This window comes from Aurantibacter sp. UH7 (assembly GCF_056839165.1).
In genome coordinates this window covers 2,687,762-2,705,023 of the sequence record NZ_CM166388.1, presented here as the reverse complement: position 1 = coordinate 2,705,023, position 17,262 = coordinate 2,687,762, and the positions used below count along the sequence as shown (strand labels likewise).

The following is a 17,262-nucleotide window of genomic DNA, read 5'->3' as shown; positions in this document are numbered from 1 at the left end:
TTCTATTTACTTTTTGCCTAAACATAATAAGGAGATATCATAATGTAAACGATTACACCTGTTACTGCTACATACAACCAAATAGGAAACGTAATTCTTGCTAATTTTCTATGTTGCTCAAATTTCTTTAAATATGCTCTTGCATAGGTTTTAAGTACAAGAGGGATTATTACTATTGAAAGGATGATATGCGAAATCAAAATAAACAAATAGAGATATTTAATTGCACCTGCACCTCCAAAAGAGGTAGACTCTGACGTCATATGATATGCAATATACATCACTAAAAATGCAAGTGATAATGCGATACAAGTTGTCATCAATTTTTGATGTAATTCTCTTTTTCCGTTTTTAATTGCCCATACTGCTATAACTAATAATACAGCAGTAATTCCATTTACAGTGGCATATATCGGTGGAAGAAAATTTAAAGGAGCAACATTAGGTATTTTTACTTTAAATAAAAGAGCAACTACAACAGGTACTACAATAGAGATTATAGTAATTAACCTATTAAATTTCTTTTCTTTTTGCGCTAATGAATCCATTTTACTCTTCTAGTAACTTCTTAATATCGGTTCGTAATATTGAAATTTGCTCGGTTTCCCCCGCTAGGTTTTCACCATTTTCTTCAGCAATCATTCCTCGGTAATAGATAATTGGATTTCCAAACTTATCCATTCTAGAGCGTAAATAACCTCTTTTATCGACCAAAGCAAACAAACCAGAATGTTCAAAACCACCAGGTGCATTAGAAGCCTCGGCTGCAAAAATGTTAAAACCCGAATTTGCTAAATCATAAATAGCATTGTGCTCACCAGTCATTAAATGCCAATCTAAATCGGTGATACCATATTTTTCGGCATATGCTTTTAGAACGGTTGGTGTATCGTATCTAGGGTTAATGCTAAAGGAAGCAACTCCAAAATTTTCTTCGTCTTTAAATTCGTCTTGTAAGGCCACTAGATTCTTGGTCATAACAGGACAAATAGAAGGGCAAGTAGTAAAAAAGAACTCTACCAAATAAACTTTGCCTAAATAATCTTTATCGGTTACTATTAAACTATCTTGATTTAAAAATGTGAATTCAGGAACACGGCGCTTTTGACCATTTAAAGTAATATATGCTAGTTCTTCATCGCCACTTTTGACATTCATTCGGTCCGATTTCACAACAGTACCTTCTTTTACACGGTCTACTATTCTTGGAATAAAAATGATACCAAACACTAATACCACTAACGAAACCCAAACGTAACTATACTTGTTCTGTTTCATTTGTTTCTTTCAGCGTTATTTTTCTTTAAAGCCATTCTGTATTCTGCTAAAATAATTTTAACATCATCTTCCATCTTATTATTCAAATCTGCTACAGAAGTAGTGTTAAAACCGTATTTAGTCCCTTCGTCTTCGTCATCATCTCTACCTCGAAGATTACCATCTTTATCAATTATAAAAACAAATGGTGAACCCAAATCATCTTCCAATTCAAGATTTGTTTTAAGACTATTGAATAGCTTTTTTATTTCTTCTTCTTCAGAAAAAACAAAATTCCATTTTTTTATATCTACGAGATTGCCTAATTCTTTTTTTAATGCTTCAACCTTTTCTTCAGAACCATTCGGAACTACCATCACAAATTGAAAATCATTGAATTTATAAAACCGCTTATAAATTTTCTGATTTAAATTAAACGCATTCCCTTTTTTGTTCGCTATAGTATTACCTAAAAAACCAAGAATAGTAATTTTATCGTCAAAACTTACTTCCTTATTGATATTGTGTATAGCAGCAACATCTTCTGTTAAAACAGGCAATTTACCAAAGTTGTATACCCCAGAGGCGAAGAATAAATAAATAACCACAGGCAGCACAAATAAGCTAACTAAAACGAAAGTCTTTTTCATAATAAATGGATTAGACAAAGATACGACATCGCAAAAAAAAGACGGCTTATAGCCGTCTTAAAATACTCTGAAATATTATGTTATTTCTTAGAAATTCCAAGTTATAAATCCATCGTGGTACACCTCATAAATATAATTTGCTTCTACCAAAAGAATAAATAATAAGTAAGCAACTAAAAATATTGGTGTCCACACTACTGATCTTCGCAACGAAGCTTTTTCATCGCGCATGTGCATGAAATCCCAAGTAATGTAATATGCCTTTACTAATGTAAGTATGATAAAAATCCAATTCAGAACTTTCATACCCAAAACATAGTTATGAGTTAAAAATTCTGGCTTAGCTATACCCAATGCTACTTCTATCGCTGTAATAATTGATAAAAATACAAGTACACCCCAAATCTTTTGTGTATTAGATTTGAACTTAACTAAACCTCTAAAAATTTCTAATTTATGTGCGTGTGCCATGTTTCAATACTATTAAATAATGTTCCACAGATTTGGAACGATGATAAAAATTATACCAGATAAAAGAATGTAAATACAAACACCCATACTAAATCTACAAAGTGCCAGTATAGACCAACTTTCTCTACCATTTCATAATGACCTCTTTTCTCGTAAGTTCCTAAAATCACATTAAAGAATATGATTAAATTAAAAATAACCCCCGAGAATACGTGGAAACCATGAAAACCTGTTATAAAGAAAAAGAAATCGGCAAACAATCTATTACCGTATTCGTTGTGAATAAGATTAGCTCCTTCAACAACATATTTACCATCTTTTATTTTTTCTAAAGATGCTTCACGTGAAAGCACTGTTTTGTGCCCCATATGCTCACCTTCTTGATGAATGTCTTCGGTGCGAATAACAATGTTCGAATGTTCCTTTAAACCAGCCTCAACTTCAGCTAAACTATAGCTAGGCATATAACCTTCATCTGTAAACCACAATCCGTTTTTATTCTCGTGTTGCGCTCTAGAAGATGGCAATGTTTTCGCGAAATCATCTAAAGATGCTCGCTCACCAGTATCAGCATTTACAAATTGCAAAATACGGCCGCTTCTTGTTTCAACGGCTCCATGATCACCGTTAATAAAAGTAGCCCATTCCCAAGCTTGAGAACCAACAAATATTGCACCTCCAATAACTGTTAAAAACAAATACCAGATTACTGAATTCTTTTTCATTTTATGACCCGCATCAACAGCCAATACCATTGTTACAGAAGACATAATCAATATAAACGTCATAAAAGCAACGTAGTACATTGGGAAATTTCCATGGAAAAATGGAATATGCGTAAAAACTTCATCGGCAATTGGCCAACTTTCAATAAACTTAAACCTTGAAAAGCCGTATGCTGCTAAAAATCCTGAAAATGTAAGGGCATCAGAAACGAGAAAAAACCACATCATCAATTTACCATAGCTGGCATTGAGAGGTTGGTTTCCGCCTCCCCAAACTTTTTCATTCGTACCCGTTGTTACCGTAGAATCCATATAAAACGTATCTGGTCAATTATTTGTTCGCAAATTTACATCTTTTTCATTTATTTGAAATTTTAATTCCCATTTAAACTCAAATAAATAGTATTTTTTTTGATGTGTTTGCTACTCTTTTGTTTTAATTATTTGTTTTTATTGAAATATTAGCCATTAAACACCTTGTAGCATAAACTATTGAACTCCTCATTTATTATTCGAGATGCGCTATAATTTACTTTACAAAAGTCATAAATACCACTAAATAAATCCATAGTAAATCTAAAAAATGCCAAAACGTAGCACCCAAAGACAATCCTAAATATTCAGAAGCAGTGTATTTGCCTTTCACATGATTATACAAAACCACTAAAAGTGAAATAATACCCGCTACAACATGTACAATGTGAGCACCTGCCAACACATATATATATGATGATTTTATTGTACTTGAAGGCCCTGTGAAATAATCACCATGAGAAACCAATTGTGCAAAACCATTAAACTGCATTATGATAAAAAGAATTCCCAAGCCCAATGTTAATAACAACCAATACAAACTCGCCTTAGGTTTATTTACCTCAATTGCTTTTTTCGCCATTATATAGGTAACGCTACTTACAACAATAACGATTGCACTTATATAAAACATTGTAGGCAATTCTAGTTCTGCAGACCAATCATCTCGTGAACTACTAACAATATAGGCACTTGTAAGCCCAGCAAAAACCATTAAAAGACTCGCCAACCCAAACCAGAGCATCATTTTTTTAGCTCTATTGTTTTTCTCTTTTAAACTCAACAATGTTACATCTTTTCCCACTTCTATTATTTTAAAATAATGGACTCATATATTTATCAGCCACATACACTATTTGCATTAAGGTTATATAACTAACACTTGCTAACATTAATTTTCGTGCTGATATATTATCACGTTTATTATATAATTGCAAAGCAAAAAACAACATAACCAAGCCCATTACGAATATAATTACTGCAGCAACAATAGACAATTGCAACCTACCCGTAATACCTAAAACAGGTACAATTGAAATAATAATCATCCAAATGGTATACATTACTATCTGCAAAGCTGTTCCTGTATCCTTTTTACCTGTCGGCAACATTTTAAAGCCACCTTTTTTATAATCATCATCTAGCATCCAAGCTAATGCCCAAAAATGTGGGAATTGCCAAAAAAACTGAATCATGAACAGCGTGCCTGGCTCTATTCCGAATTCGTTGGTAGCTGCTACCCAACCTAGCATAAATGGAATTGCCCCAGGAAAAGCGCCAACAAAAACAGACAATGGTGTCTTAGTTTTTAGAGGCGTATACAAACTGGTGTATAGAAAAATTGAAATCGCACCAAACATCGCAGTTTTCGGATTCAATATATATAATGAAACAATGCCAATTGCCGTAAGTAATACAGCAATCACTAGGGCTTTATTAACTGACATCCGGCCTGCAGGTATGGGTCGATTTTTAGTCCGACTCATTAAAGCATCTAGATCTTTTTCAATAATTTGATTATAAGCATTTGAAGCCCCAACCATACAATAACCGCCAAAAGCTAAGAGCAAAATCGAATTAATTTCAATTACTTCAGCTCCTAAAAAATATCCTGCAATAGATGAAAAGACAACACTAACAGCTAGTCGCGCTTTGGTAATCTCTTTAAAATCGGAAAAAACCAACGATATTGAGTTCGTTTTTGCCGTTTTGACCGCAGTCTTCATCTTCATTTTTTAGTAGACGCAAAGATACGGCCCTATTGAATTTTTTGCAACCAATTACAAATGTTTATCGCTAACTATTTGATTAAGAAAATAAACCCCTTAAAAACATAATAAGTATTTTAAAAAATAAACCCCGATGAATTAACATCAGGGTTTATAAATATTATTTAGTTATATCTGCCTTAGGCCCTATAATCTACTGTAATTTAAAGGTAATTGGAATACTAAATGGAACACGTACTGCACGCCCTCTCTGCTTACCAGGGGTCATTTTAGGAAGCTTACCAATAATTCTAGCTGCTTCTTTCTCTAAATTTTTATCTGGTCCACGCATTCTAACATTACCAATGCTACCATCTTTTTGTATTGTAAACATTACACTTACTCTACCTTGAACACCCATTTCTTGAGCAATTTCTGGGTAACGGAAGTTTTTTCCAATATGCTTCTGCATCATTTTTTGAAAACAAGCTCTTTTATCTGACTCACCTTCACAACCTGGAAAAATTGGAACATCTTCAATTACTGCAAAAGGAACATCTACATCTTCCTCGATTTCTTCAACTTCTACATCTTCTACTTCAACAATTTCTTCTTCCTGACTAGTTTCTGTAGACTCAATAACTGTTTCTTCAACCTCAACCTCATCTTCGACAACCTCAATAATTTCGGGTGCTGCTGGTGGTGGTGGTGGTGGTGGAGTTTTAATTTGCTCAGTCATTGGAACCTCTTCATCCAAATCATCATCAACATTCATAGAAATGTCATACTCATTTGTTTCTTCATAAGTCTTCCATTCCAAAGCTCTCCATGTAATCAACATTACAACGGCTAAGCCTATAACAAAATACAAACTACTATTTCTAGTCAAGTCTGCTTGCGGGTTCTTTTTTGGTTCCATTTCTATTGAATTTAGTATTCGCTAATTTAATTAATAATTCGATTTATGCAAAAATTAATAAGAGCTATTTAAATTTGTTTATCTCTCCATTGCATAAAACCACTATTCGAAAACATGTATTTACATGCTAAAACACCGATAAAACCACCAAAACTATTGGCTAATCCATCTAACACATCACCTTCTCTATTCTCTGTAAAACTGTATTGTATTACCTCAATAATTATACCATAAATTACTGCAAAACAAAACATTAACATAAGTGCGTATTTCAACTTTATGTCCCATTTTTTATGCTCTCTCAGAAAAAAAACACCCAAAAAAGCTACATTAAAGTAAAATATAAAATGTACTATTTTATCGGCATTCGGAATATTAAAGCTAAAAGAACTAGTATCAACACCAGAAAATGAAGATAAGCTAGAATAGGTTACAAAGACTAACCAGCTTAAAAAAGCAATAGTAAAAAATGGCTTTTTAGGCACCAATTAATTCTTTGTATGCTTCAGCGCTCATCAAATCTTCTACTTCAGAAGGATTGCTGATCTTAATTTTAACCATCCATCCTTCTCCATATGGGTCAGAATTTACTTTTTCTGGCTCATCTTCTAAAGACTCATTGAAAGCAACAATTTCACCACTTAAAGGTTGAAATAAATCAGAAACAGTTTTCACAGCCTCTACTGTACCAAAAACTTCTTCGCGATCTAAGGTTTCATCTAAAGTCTCAACTTCTACATATACAATATCACCTAATTCGCTTTGTGCAAAATCGGTAATACCAACCGTTGCCACATCGCCGTCTATTTTGACCCATTCGTGGTCTTTTGTATACTTTAGTTCAGAGGGTATATTCATCGTAATTTTTGTTTGAAACAAATGTAAAGGATTCTACATAGGTATTCAACAAAAAAGTACGTTAGTAGTTATTCGAATTCAACTTTATTGAACTTGATTTTTAAATCAGCCCCTACCAATTATAGGTTAAGCTTCAAATTTATTAGTTACCAAAGTTATATCGTAATGTAAAGCCGGTATTGATTGTAGTTTGAGGAAAAGCTGTTGAAACGGCAAACTTTGAAAAAGAATGATCGTAGAAAAACAATGCATTTAAGTTCTTACTTAAAGCATAATCAGCGGTAAACTTTATTGAAAATAAGTTCTGACCCGATGTTATCTGATTATTATCAATATCAAAATTTCTAATAATGGTGATATTGTTTCGCATGGTCATATCAGCCTTTAAATTTAAATCTCCTTTAAGACGTGTCTTATTGCCACCAATATTAGTAACCATTTGCACATCTTTAATTCTATATCCAAGCCCTAAAGTATATTCCTTACCTGTGTTTTCTGTCAATAAATTATTATCAAAACTCAAAGACAACATTCTATCTGAACGTACCTCAGCTAATACACTAACCGAATTTTGCATTTCGAAATCTAAACGTACTAGTGGATTAAACATATCCATCATGGTAACATTACCTATTATATTATCAGGTAAGACATCACCAGTTTCTACATCAATATCTCCATTTTGCTTTTCTAAGTTTGACTGAAAAGATGTTATACTGTAAACAGCTTTATAACCATGACTTAAAGAAAAACGCTTGAATTTCTTTTTAAACCATTTATTCTTCATTAATCCGGTATACTTCACATTCCAATTCGGTATCGGAATTTGTTTAAAAGAATCCATATTAACACCACTCGCATCTTGACCCGAATATGCAGCAAAGAATGCTGGCAATAATACCTCTTGTTGTGTTTTACCAAAACGCTCTGGATAACCATCATCATCAACAATTCCACCACTTGGATTTCCTCTTTCAGATTCTATTCTGTTTGCAATGATGATTCTATTTTCTTTGAACTTCTCAAAATTTTCAGAGGTAAATTCATCACTTTTTGAGAAGAAAGTACCAATCATCATGGTTGATATACTAAAATTCCCTAACTCATTTATTAAAGAATTCTCACCACGGCTCCAAGCATCAACATCATAAGTTTCTTGATAACTATTAGAATATTGACGATTCGCAGTAATATCTATAGTTAAATCTTTCATTGGCTGAGCAGTTGCCGTAACATCCAATTGCTTGTTTGTATTTTCTAAATACTGTTGATTAAACTCACCAAAACCTGTTAACCATCCTCTTCGTGCAGCTTCAAATCGAACATCAGCCTGACTACCAAATACGAAACCTGTAGAAGGTCTTAAAGTACCCAAAAAGCCAACAGACTGTGTATACCCCGGTAGCACTTTACCACTATTTTGGCTATAATTAATATTCAATCGCTTCACCATTGTTAAAACATCAACAGCTGTATTAAATAAGCCACTGGTTTTACTTTTGGATTTTTCTTTGGACTTATCAGCATTCGCCTTGCCAGCTGGAGCTCTTTTAGTAGTTGATTTACCACTTTGCTTTTTCAAGCCCAACAAATCGTAAAACTTCTGCATGGTTAGAGCGGCGGTTAAATTATGCGTGCTTGCATTTTGCACCGTATTAATATTCTCACCTGCAACTTCTAACAATGCATCTCCACCGCGTTGCCAATCAAAATTACTCGTATACGTATACTGCGCATTAATAAAATCTAAGGCTGGTATTTTAGCAAACGGCAGCTCATAATTTAATTGCATTTGCTGTGCGTGCCTATTCGGTTCACCTACATCAAAGAAACCATCCCAAAGACCAAGTGTTTGATCAATTTCTGAATTTGGGTTGCCAGGCTCTGTGAAATAATTTCTAATAATATTATTATTAGACCCTGTTAATTGCAAACGTAGCGATTTGGTTAAGGTGTAATTCACATTGTACTGCCAATCGAACATATAATTCCGTTGTTGTAAAAATGGAAGATCCAACGTTTCTACACCTGGTTCAAAAACCTCTCTAAACTGCTGTTGATTAAATTGTCGATTAATATTTGAGTTCAAAGAAATACTTGCCGGCAATAAATTTAGATTTATATCCTTCAACCACTGCCAGTATGCACCAGTCAACATAGAATCTTTTTTAGCAAAAGGGGCTATTTCTACCGGTTTAAAATTATGGCTGTAAACAAAACCGGTTACCACATTTTGATCTCTTAAATCTGCAATTTCAAAATCGCGATGTTCAATTTCGTTATACGAATAATTAAAAGTGAAATTTTCAACATCATAAAAATTAGCATCAGCTTCTTCACCTCTATCTTTACGAACACCTATTAAATTAATACTTGTTCTTTTAGTATAATCTTCTGCCTGCTCCCGAACTCTTTCCGCATCTTCTGCTGTTTCAGCAGTCGCTATTAAATCATCTAATTTTAAATCATCGTACACTGGGTCAAATTCCGGAGTAATAACTTCTTCTGAGATCCCATAATTAAAAGGTAATTGTATTCCCCATTTCGGTGGAAGCAATTGCCCAACGTTTACATTAGTAACCAAATCATACGAAGTAGCATCTTCTCGTGCACGCTCATTAGGCATTTGGTCTATTGACCCAAAACCTGAAGTACTTTTTGAGCCGGTAGCAGTGAAATTTGCAAAATCCGCAATATTACCATCTACAGCTAAAATAGCCGCCCAGCCGCCATTGTTATCCAATCCCGCTAAACGAAGTTCATTAAACCATACCTCACCTCTGGCAGGTAAATCATCGGTATTCTTAACACCAACCATCATACTTCTTATACTTCCTAAAGACGGATTACCTTTTAATCCAATACGTATACTACCTTCTGGTCGCGCATCAAACTCTCCTACTGGTACTATTTCACCATTCACAACATCAAAAAACTCAACATCTGTTAGCGGCGAATTTTGTCTATTATTAATTCTAGACGATTTCACCTTATTTAAGTGCGCCAACTCAATATTTAACTCATTGGCTTCTGGCCATATATCACGTTCCGTTAAAGTTCCATTGTGATCCGTAAATTCTAATGGCAATTCTATTTGATAATAGTTTTGTGAAAAGTCAGTACCTATTCGAAGAAAACCAACAATTGGTTTTTCACCATCAGGAAAATCTGTATCAACAATTTCTTCAGCGTGAATAAACATTTTTAATTTTTCGTACTGTCGAATATCTATATCTAAGTTTTTAAATACACCTCTTGAATCTTGAGACTCTAAATTGCTAAAATTGAATGAAAGCGATTGTTCGTTCTGGCGAATTATAGTATTGTTATTATTCAGTTGCTCACGAATTACACCAGGAGGCAATACATAAGGTACTGGACTACGATCACTATTCTCTTCAATATTTACTGTATTAACATCTACTATAGTACCGTCATCCGTTGGATCAGCATCAATAGTATCTTCTTGTAAGTTTTTAGTATAGGTTCTCCAATCGCCACGAACTAAATCTAAAGTTGCAAAACGTAAAACAACATCACTATTAAACCCTGTCAGGTACATACGCATAAAGCTCATAGACCTAAAATCTGTAATACCCCCTACAGCATCAGAAAAATCGCTTAATGGAATTTTGTACTGTATCCATCTACGTCTTACTGTAGTTTCATTAGGTAATGTTGGTGTATCTCTTTCATCTAAAATATCAGTTACATATTTATCATTCTCGGTAGTACCAGGCTTAATCGGAATGCGATATTCATAATAACTATTAACTGTATTCATTGTTAAATCGCGATCTAAATCTTCTACATCTGGCAAAGTTGTTGATCCACGATTTGTATTGCTCACCGCTACTGGAGAGTTTCCATCTGGGTTATTAAAATCTAAATATCGCTCTAAAATGCTACCTTCTCTATTTAGGTAATATTGATAGTTATCTAATGCAGGATCATCACCAGGATTGCTGTACACAGCCGCCTCAGCAATATCGTCCATTCCGTCGTAGCCAACATCTTGTAAAGCTCTATTTGCTTCATCAGCATCAAAGGCATAAACTAGTGCTTGTGTTTGTGGCACTTGTCCCCAAGAGGTAGGCGCAGAAGCTTCAGTTGCATCACCATCTGGCAATCCATTTTCATATTGCTTCTTACCATCTTTAAGGATATCTTCAGAAATATTACCAAGGTTTAGAACGAGCTCACCAGGACTTGTAGAAATACCATCTACATAAGGATCTAACACCCAAAATTGAATAAACTCTACATTCGACTGTTCAAAATCGGTACTACTTAACGAGCGCATAATACCACCCCATTTAGCATCAGAACCTTTTGCCTCAAAACTATTTATAGTATTGTCTGTAGGGGATGCATTATAAGGCCCCCTTTGATTTGGATAATACGCTAAATCTAAAGTACTCTGCACAGTGGTTTGCCCTTGAGCAATATCACTCTGCGGGAATACTTCGTCTATATAAATACGACGCGTTTCGTTTGTAGAAATATCATTATCACTTATTTCATCGGGACGTTGATTTGTATAGAAAATAGGATCTATAGTATACCAAGCCATTTTTGCTCTACCAAAACCGTTTTCAAGATTTTGTACTGAGGTCGGTGAATCTCCCTTTAACCTGCCATCAACAAACTCCAGCGGTGTACTTGCTAAACTCCACCCTAAAGAAGCACGAATATCAATAAGTGCTTGCGCTCCTTCAAAATCATCGAGATAGGTTGTTGTTTCTCCTTGAAAATCAGCGTTTTTAGGCGAATTTGGTTTTAATGCCGCAATCTCACCACGAATAGAAATATTAGATGGTACGTCGGTATCTATATTTGGCAGTTTGTTTACCAAACGCGTTAAGAAAGGAACTTCGGTTGAGAAGTTACCATTCATTCCATATATCGTATTATTAACTGGCTCTACTCCAAAATTAGATTTTTGAGTAAGTGGTCGTTCATTTAAGTTCAATAAAGTAGCGCCTAAAACAAAATTCTTACTGAATTGATGTTCAACATTCACACCTGTAAATCGACGTGTTTGCTGGCCGAAGACCGCATTATTTTCTACCGAAATATTAATTGGAGTATTGGAAGCTTCTAAACTAGGGTCCAATATCTGAACTGTACCAGCTTGATAATTTACAGTATAGTCGATACCTTCTTGTAATTGACGACCACCAGCTGTAACTCGCACTGAACCTCGCGGTACATTAAAAGCACCAATTGGAATACCATTATTACCTTCCGATTTATATCGACCCTTTAATTGAAATTTATTTTTTTCTTGTTCTTGTTGAGCAGCAGCCTTTGTAAGCTCATACATTTCTCTAAATACGTACTTTGCTTGGTTTTCATTATATGTGGTTTCATTATCATAGCTACCACCGCCGCCAAGCTTATCATATAAATACTCACCAAATGGCTCTACCGTCGTAAATATAATTTCGCCACCATCACTATTAATTGTTAAACCTTCTACAAAATCGAAGAAACCATCACCACCTGGTTGTATGTCATTATATACATTAAGTCGATCTAGATTGAATACGTCTAATAAAATATCCTCTTCTAAACCAGCTGGCCAAGAAGCTTCTGCTACTGGCGTAATATAGTTACGAGGCGTTGGATCTTCATATAAAATATTTAACTTAAAATCTTCCTGGCTCAAACGAAATGCACCAGTAGCATAAATATTTTTCATCATCAAATCCCAAATAGGATCTGTAATATTGGTGATATTACTTTTTAAAAGTTTTAAAACCAATGTATTATTTTCTATTATAGGGTTTGCATCTTGCGAAAGCGTTGTTGCATCAATACCACCATTGGCAAATTCACCAACTTGAAATACTTCGCCATTATAAGTATACTGAAAAGCAACACCTAAAACCTCATCGTTACTCAATCGCTGATTCAACGATATGTACCCCAATTGCGAATTAAATGTATAATCACGATTCTGATCTAACTTTCTAGCATTTTCTAAGATGGCATAATCAAACCCTTGATTCGCAACAAAACCACCCGTAAAATTGAAACCACTTTCTACAGTAGCAATATCTCTAATCTTATCATTTAAAATACCACCAGCTCCAATTTTAGTTGGATCAAAATCATTACTGGCATTACGAGGCAAAGCTGTGGGCAAATCATTAAAAAAGCCTGCAGGATCACCATTTGCAAGACCAATTCTGGTTTTATTAGGATTCGGTTCACCTAAATCTTGAATCGCAACAATGTTTCGAACATTTAATGTTTGCTGACTTCTATTTGTTATCCAAACTTCTAAACGAGTTATTTGTACTTGACTACGAATAAAAGGGTAACTCTCTAAAGCACCATCATAGGCATCGCGGAAATATTGCGATAAAAAGAAGTGTTTATTCTCATCGTAATCGGCAGCATATAAAGAAAAATCATTTAATGTACCTCCACCTTGCGCAACAACCGTATTATTCTGTGACCGTTGTTCTGAAAATACCGCGGTAACTTTTGTTCTACCAAATTGCAACTGTGTTTTAACTCCAAATAAACTTTGCGCCCCTTGAATTAAAGAACTGTTCAATGGCATATTTACGTTACCAACTTCAATACTTTGAATAATATCATCTTCGGTTGGTGTATAATCTAACTTTACAATATTTTGAAAATCGAAAGTTGCTTCGGTATCGTAGTTTGCCGTTACCTGTAGGCGCTCACCAATTTTACCTAGCATACTTAAACTAATACGTTGATCAAAATCAAAAGAAAGATTTGTTCTGTTTCTCGGAGATAATGATGGGTTATCGTTTTTCTGCCAAATTACTCCAAGATCCATTGCAACCGAACCTTGTGGAATAACCTCTATTGTATTTCCTCCGAATACAGATTCAAAGAAACTATTATTTACATAAAAATTTGGAAGTAAGTTTTTTCTAGCTTCTTCACTGCCTTCTTTCTTACCTGAAAAAGCATCAGATTTTTCTTTGAAATAATCTTTTATCCCCTCTTCACGCATCATTTCATAATACTGATCCGGAGTTAAGATTATAGGATAGCCAATATCAAAATCACCTACTTTTTCTGAGTAGATATACGCATCTAGTCTAGGATCATAGATATACTTAGAAACGATACTTTCGGGGTTGCCCAATTTTAGATGCCCGAGTGCGAATCCTGTTTTTACAGAATCTATTTCTTCCTCAACCTCATCTTTACCTTCGGTTTCTTGTGAATAAGAAATACCGTTAACCATTAAAAAAATGGTAGATAGTAAGATAAGCTTAAATGTAAATTTAAGTTGGTTTTTTGCCCCTTTTTTCAAACTTGCTACAAATTTTTGAGCGCCTGTTTAATTGTTTCTTCAACACTTAGCGCAGGATCTTGACCTAATACTTTGTCTACAGCCTTTTCAGCCTGCTTTCTTACAAAGCCGAGAACCTCTAAAGCAGATAACGCTTCATCTCTATTTGTATTGTTCGATGAAAGGGAAACTTCATCGATGTTGTAGATTTTTAAAATCTTGTCTTTAAGATCCAAGATTACCCTTTGTGCAGTCTTTGCTCCTATACCTTTGATACTTTGTATCGTAGGAACTTCACCAGTTGCAATGGCATCTCGAATTTGTATTGGCGTTAATGAAGATAACATAGTACGGGCCGTACTAGAGCCAATTCCTGATACTGATAAGAGTAATCGAAAAATTTCACGTTCACTTTTTTCTGCAAAACCGAATAAGGAATGTGAATCTTCTTTTACTTGTAAATGTGTATAAATCTGAATGCTCTCAGAATCTAAAACCTTAGAAAAGGTGTTCAAAGAAATATTAACGAAATAACCTACACCTGCACATTCTACAATTAAATGTGTGGGATTTTTCTCAATTAATTTTCCTTTAAGATGATGGATCATTTTCTAAATGTTGACTTTTGGTTTTGACTTAAAATATTCTACTCTAAAATTAAAAACATTCTTACAAAATACTAATCACTAACTACTTCGTATTGCTTCGTGCTTTTTTTCTTTTTTCTCTTTCTTGCGAATCGATTACAGCTATTGCCGCCATATTCACAATTTCGTCTACGCTAGCACCCATTTGCATAACATGCACTGCTTTTTTAAGACCAACCATTATAGGTCCTATAGAAGCAGAACCATTAAGTTCTTTTAATAATTTGTAGGTAATATTCGCAGATTCTAAATTAGGAAAAACCAAAGTATTAACGCGCTTACCTGCCAATTTCGAGAAAGGAAAACGACTTTTGTGTAAGTCTTGATTTAAAGCAAAATCTATTTGCACTTCACCATCTACAACTAAATCTGGATTCTTTTCGTGTAAAATACGAACCGCTTCTCTCACCTTCTTCGCATTCGGATGTGATGACGAACCAAAATTAGCATAAGAAGCCAATGCCATTACTGGATCAAAGCCAAAAGTGGAAGCAACATTTGCCGTCATTTGAGCAATCTCTGCTATTTCTTCAGCATTTGGATCTATATTAATAGAAGTATCCGCTAAAAACAACGGACCTCTTTGCGTGTTCATGATATTTACAGTAGCTACTCTTTTCACTCCAGCGGCACGACCAATAACTTCAAAAACAGGTGTTACCACTTTAGGATAAGCTTTTGAATATCCTGATATCATTCCATCAGCATCTCCTTCAGCCACCATCATTGCTCCAAAATAATTGCGATCACGCATTTGAGATTTAGCACTATACAAAGTTACCCCTTGGCGCTTTCTTGCCTGCCAATGTTTTTGAGCGTATTGATTGCGCTTTTCTAAAGAATCATTTAATTGTAAATCTATTATCTCAATATCTGCGTTAAATTCAAGATCTTCTTTTAAGTCAATTATCGTTTCACTATTTCCTAATAGTATTGGAATTGCGATACCTTCTTCATGAACAATTTGTGCCGCTCTAAGAACATCCATCTGATCTGCCTCAGCAAAAACAATTTTCTTTGGATTCGATTTTGCTCTGCTATGCAACATGCGCACAACTTTATTATCGTTACCTGAACGCAACCACAATTCTTCTTTATACTTTTCCCAATCTTCAATTGGATTTTTTGCCACTCCACTTTCTATGGCTGCTTTTGCAACTGCAGGTGGAATTTCTATTATGAGTCGTGGGTCAAATGGTTTTGGTATAATATACTCTTGACCAAAAGACAAACGTGTTTCACCGTAGGCTATATTCACTTGTTCAGGAACCGATTCTTTTGCTAGTTTTGCTATTGCTACTACAGCAGCCTTTTTCATTTCCTCATTTATGGAGGTCGCTCTAACATCTAATGCTCCTCTAAAAATATATGGAAACCCTAAAACATTATTTACCTGATTAGGATGATCAGACCTACCAGTTGCCATTATAATATCTGGTCTGGTTGTAACCGCCAATTCATATTCAACCTCTGGGTCTGGATTCGCCATTGCAAACACAATAGGTTTCTTTGCCATCGATTTCAACATTTCTGGCGAAACAACATTTGCAATTGATAGTCCGATAAAAACATCAGCATCTTTCATGGCCTCATCCAACGTATCAATTTTTCTATCCGTGCTAAATTCTGCCTTTTCAACAGAAAGACTTTCACGGTCACTTCGAATAACACCCTTGCTATCGAGCATGACAATATTCTCACTGCTAGCACCAAAACTTTTATAAAGCCTGGTACATGAAACAGCGGCAGCCCCTGCCCCGCTAACTACTATTTTAACTTCGCCAATGTTCTTACCAGCAATTTCTAGTGCATTTAAAAGTGCAGCCGCAGAAATAATTGCAGTACCATGCTGATCGTCATGCATTACTGGAATATCCAATTCAGCTTTTAATCTTCGTTCAATTTCAAAGGCTTCAGGAGCACTAATATCTTCTAAATTAATTCCACCAAAAGTCGGTGCAATCATCTTTACTGTTTCAATAAATTTATCAGGATCTTTTGTATCAACTTCAATATCAATTCCATCGATATCGGAAAAAATTTTAAACAGCAAAGCTTTACCTTCCATTACCGGCTTAGATGCCTCTGGACCAATATCACCCAAACCTAAAACAGCAGTACCATTAGAAATAATAGCCACCATATTGCCTTTTGAGGTATATCTATAAGCAAGTTCCTTATCTTTTTGTATCTCTAAACAAGGTTCTGCAACACCAGGTGAATAAGCTAAGGCAAGATCTCTTTGCGTAGCATACGGTTTTGTAGGTACTACTTTTATTTTGCCTGGTTGCGGTTTTGCGTGATAAACTAATGCTTCTCTACGCAGCTTTTGATTCGCCATGATTCTAGAATTTGATTGACAAAGTTAGGATAATACATTCAATAATAAATGCGCCAATTGAATCTATAATGAATCTTTATGAACACTA

At 34.7% G+C, this 17,262-nt stretch carries 13 protein-coding genes; all 13 read right to left on the bottom strand.

What is annotated here, in order from left to right; all coding sequences use genetic code 11:
* Nucleotides 1-17: 17 nt before the first annotated feature.
* The 13 genes from UH7x_RS11340 to UH7x_RS11280 all read right to left on the bottom strand — a co-directional run bounded on the left by UH7x_RS11340 (nucleotide 18) and on the right by UH7x_RS11280 (nucleotide 17,174).
* Nucleotides 18-548: a DUF420 domain-containing protein gene (locus UH7x_RS11340; protein WP_482360049.1), complete on the bottom strand. Its 531-nt coding sequence runs from the start codon at nucleotides 546-548 to the stop codon at nucleotides 18-20.
* 1 nt (nucleotide 549) lies between these two features.
* The gene (locus UH7x_RS11335; protein WP_482360048.1) at nucleotides 550-1,278 is read right to left on the bottom strand and encodes an SCO family protein; all 729 of its coding nucleotides are present in this window, start codon (nucleotides 1,276-1,278) and stop codon (nucleotides 550-552) included.
* Complete coding sequence (locus tag UH7x_RS11330) at nucleotides 1,275-1,907, bottom strand: hypothetical protein (RefSeq protein WP_482360047.1); 633 nt, start codon at nucleotides 1,905-1,907, stop codon at nucleotides 1,275-1,277. Before UH7x_RS11330 ends, UH7x_RS11335 begins: the two co-directional genes overlap by 4 nt.
* Before the next feature lie 87 nt (nucleotides 1,908-1,994).
* The gene (locus UH7x_RS11325; protein WP_482360046.1) at nucleotides 1,995-2,378 is read right to left on the bottom strand and encodes a cytochrome C oxidase subunit IV family protein; all 384 of its coding nucleotides are present in this window, start codon (nucleotides 2,376-2,378) and stop codon (nucleotides 1,995-1,997) included.
* A 50-nt stretch (nucleotides 2,379-2,428) separates the two neighbouring features.
* Nucleotides 2,429-3,415 carry a cytochrome c oxidase subunit 3 gene (locus UH7x_RS11320; protein WP_482360045.1) on the bottom strand — a complete coding sequence of 329 codons (987 nt, stop codon included), beginning with the start codon at nucleotides 3,413-3,415 and terminating at the stop codon, nucleotides 2,429-2,431.
* Between the two features lie 217 nt (nucleotides 3,416-3,632).
* Nucleotides 3,633-4,220: a cytochrome c oxidase subunit 3 gene (locus UH7x_RS11315; protein WP_482360044.1), complete on the bottom strand. Its 588-nt coding sequence runs from the start codon at nucleotides 4,218-4,220 to the stop codon at nucleotides 3,633-3,635.
* A gap of 10 nt (nucleotides 4,221-4,230) precedes the next feature.
* Entirely contained in the window at nucleotides 4,231-5,142 is a 912-nt protein-coding gene (gene cyoE, locus UH7x_RS11310; RefSeq protein WP_482360043.1) for a heme o synthase, read from the bottom strand.
* Between the two features lie 196 nt (nucleotides 5,143-5,338).
* Nucleotides 5,339-6,043 carry an energy transducer TonB gene (locus UH7x_RS11305; protein ID WP_482360042.1) on the bottom strand — a complete coding sequence of 235 codons (705 nt, stop codon included), beginning with the start codon at nucleotides 6,041-6,043 and terminating at the stop codon, nucleotides 5,339-5,341.
* Nucleotides 6,044-6,111: 68 nt separating this feature from the next.
* Nucleotides 6,112-6,528 (bottom strand): VanZ family protein, encoded by a 417-nt coding sequence (locus tag UH7x_RS11300; RefSeq protein ID WP_482360041.1) that lies wholly within the window; start codon nucleotides 6,526-6,528, stop codon nucleotides 6,112-6,114.
* Nucleotides 6,521-6,901, bottom strand: a complete 381-nt coding sequence (gene gcvH / locus UH7x_RS11295) for a glycine cleavage system protein GcvH (RefSeq protein WP_482360040.1) — start codon at nucleotides 6,899-6,901, stop codon at nucleotides 6,521-6,523. Before gcvH ends, UH7x_RS11300 begins: the two co-directional genes overlap by 8 nt.
* A gap of 142 nt (nucleotides 6,902-7,043) precedes the next feature.
* Entirely contained in the window at nucleotides 7,044-14,207 is a 7,164-nt protein-coding gene (gene sov, locus UH7x_RS11290; RefSeq protein ID WP_482360039.1) for a T9SS outer membrane translocon Sov/SprA, read from the bottom strand.
* Nucleotides 14,208-14,212: 5 nt separating this feature from the next.
* Entirely contained in the window at nucleotides 14,213-14,794 is a 582-nt protein-coding gene (ruvA, locus tag UH7x_RS11285) for a Holliday junction branch migration protein RuvA (RefSeq protein WP_482360038.1), read from the bottom strand.
* 82 nt (nucleotides 14,795-14,876) lie between these two features.
* The gene (locus UH7x_RS11280; RefSeq protein WP_482360037.1) at nucleotides 14,877-17,174 is read right to left on the bottom strand and encodes an NADP-dependent malic enzyme; all 2,298 of its coding nucleotides are present in this window, start codon (nucleotides 17,172-17,174) and stop codon (nucleotides 14,877-14,879) included.
* Nucleotides 17,175-17,262: the final 88 nt, after the last annotated feature.

Bases quoted from the DNA above. Each gene is read 5' to 3' on its own strand.
- UH7x_RS11305 (WP_482360042.1), bottom strand. From the start codon at position 6,043: ATGGAACCAAAAAAGAACCCGCAAGCAGACTTGACTAGAAATAGTAGT.
- UH7x_RS11325 (WP_482360046.1), bottom strand. From the start codon at position 2,378: ATGGCACACGCACATAAATTAGAAATTTTTAGAGGTTTAGTTAAGTTC.
- UH7x_RS11335 (WP_482360048.1), bottom strand. From the start codon at position 1,278: ATGAAACAGAACAAGTATAGTTACGTTTGGGTTTCGTTAGTGGTATTA.
- UH7x_RS11280 (WP_482360037.1), bottom strand. From the start codon at position 17,174: ATGGCGAATCAAAAGCTGCGTAGAGAAGCATTAGTTTATCACGCAAAA.
- UH7x_RS11330 (WP_482360047.1), bottom strand. From the start codon at position 1,907: ATGAAAAAGACTTTCGTTTTAGTTAGCTTATTTGTGCTGCCTGTGGTT.
- ruvA (WP_482360038.1), bottom strand. From the start codon at position 14,794: ATGATCCATCATCTTAAAGGAAAATTAATTGAGAAAAATCCCACACAT.
- gcvH (WP_482360040.1), bottom strand. From the start codon at position 6,901: ATGAATATACCCTCTGAACTAAAGTATACAAAAGACCACGAATGGGTC.
- cyoE (WP_482360043.1), bottom strand. From the start codon at position 5,142: ATGAAGACTGCGGTCAAAACGGCAAAAACGAACTCAATATCGTTGGTT.
- UH7x_RS11340 (WP_482360049.1), bottom strand. From the start codon at position 548: ATGGATTCATTAGCGCAAAAAGAAAAGAAATTTAATAGGTTAATTACT.
- UH7x_RS11320 (WP_482360045.1), bottom strand. From the start codon at position 3,415: ATGGATTCTACGGTAACAACGGGTACGAATGAAAAAGTTTGGGGAGGC.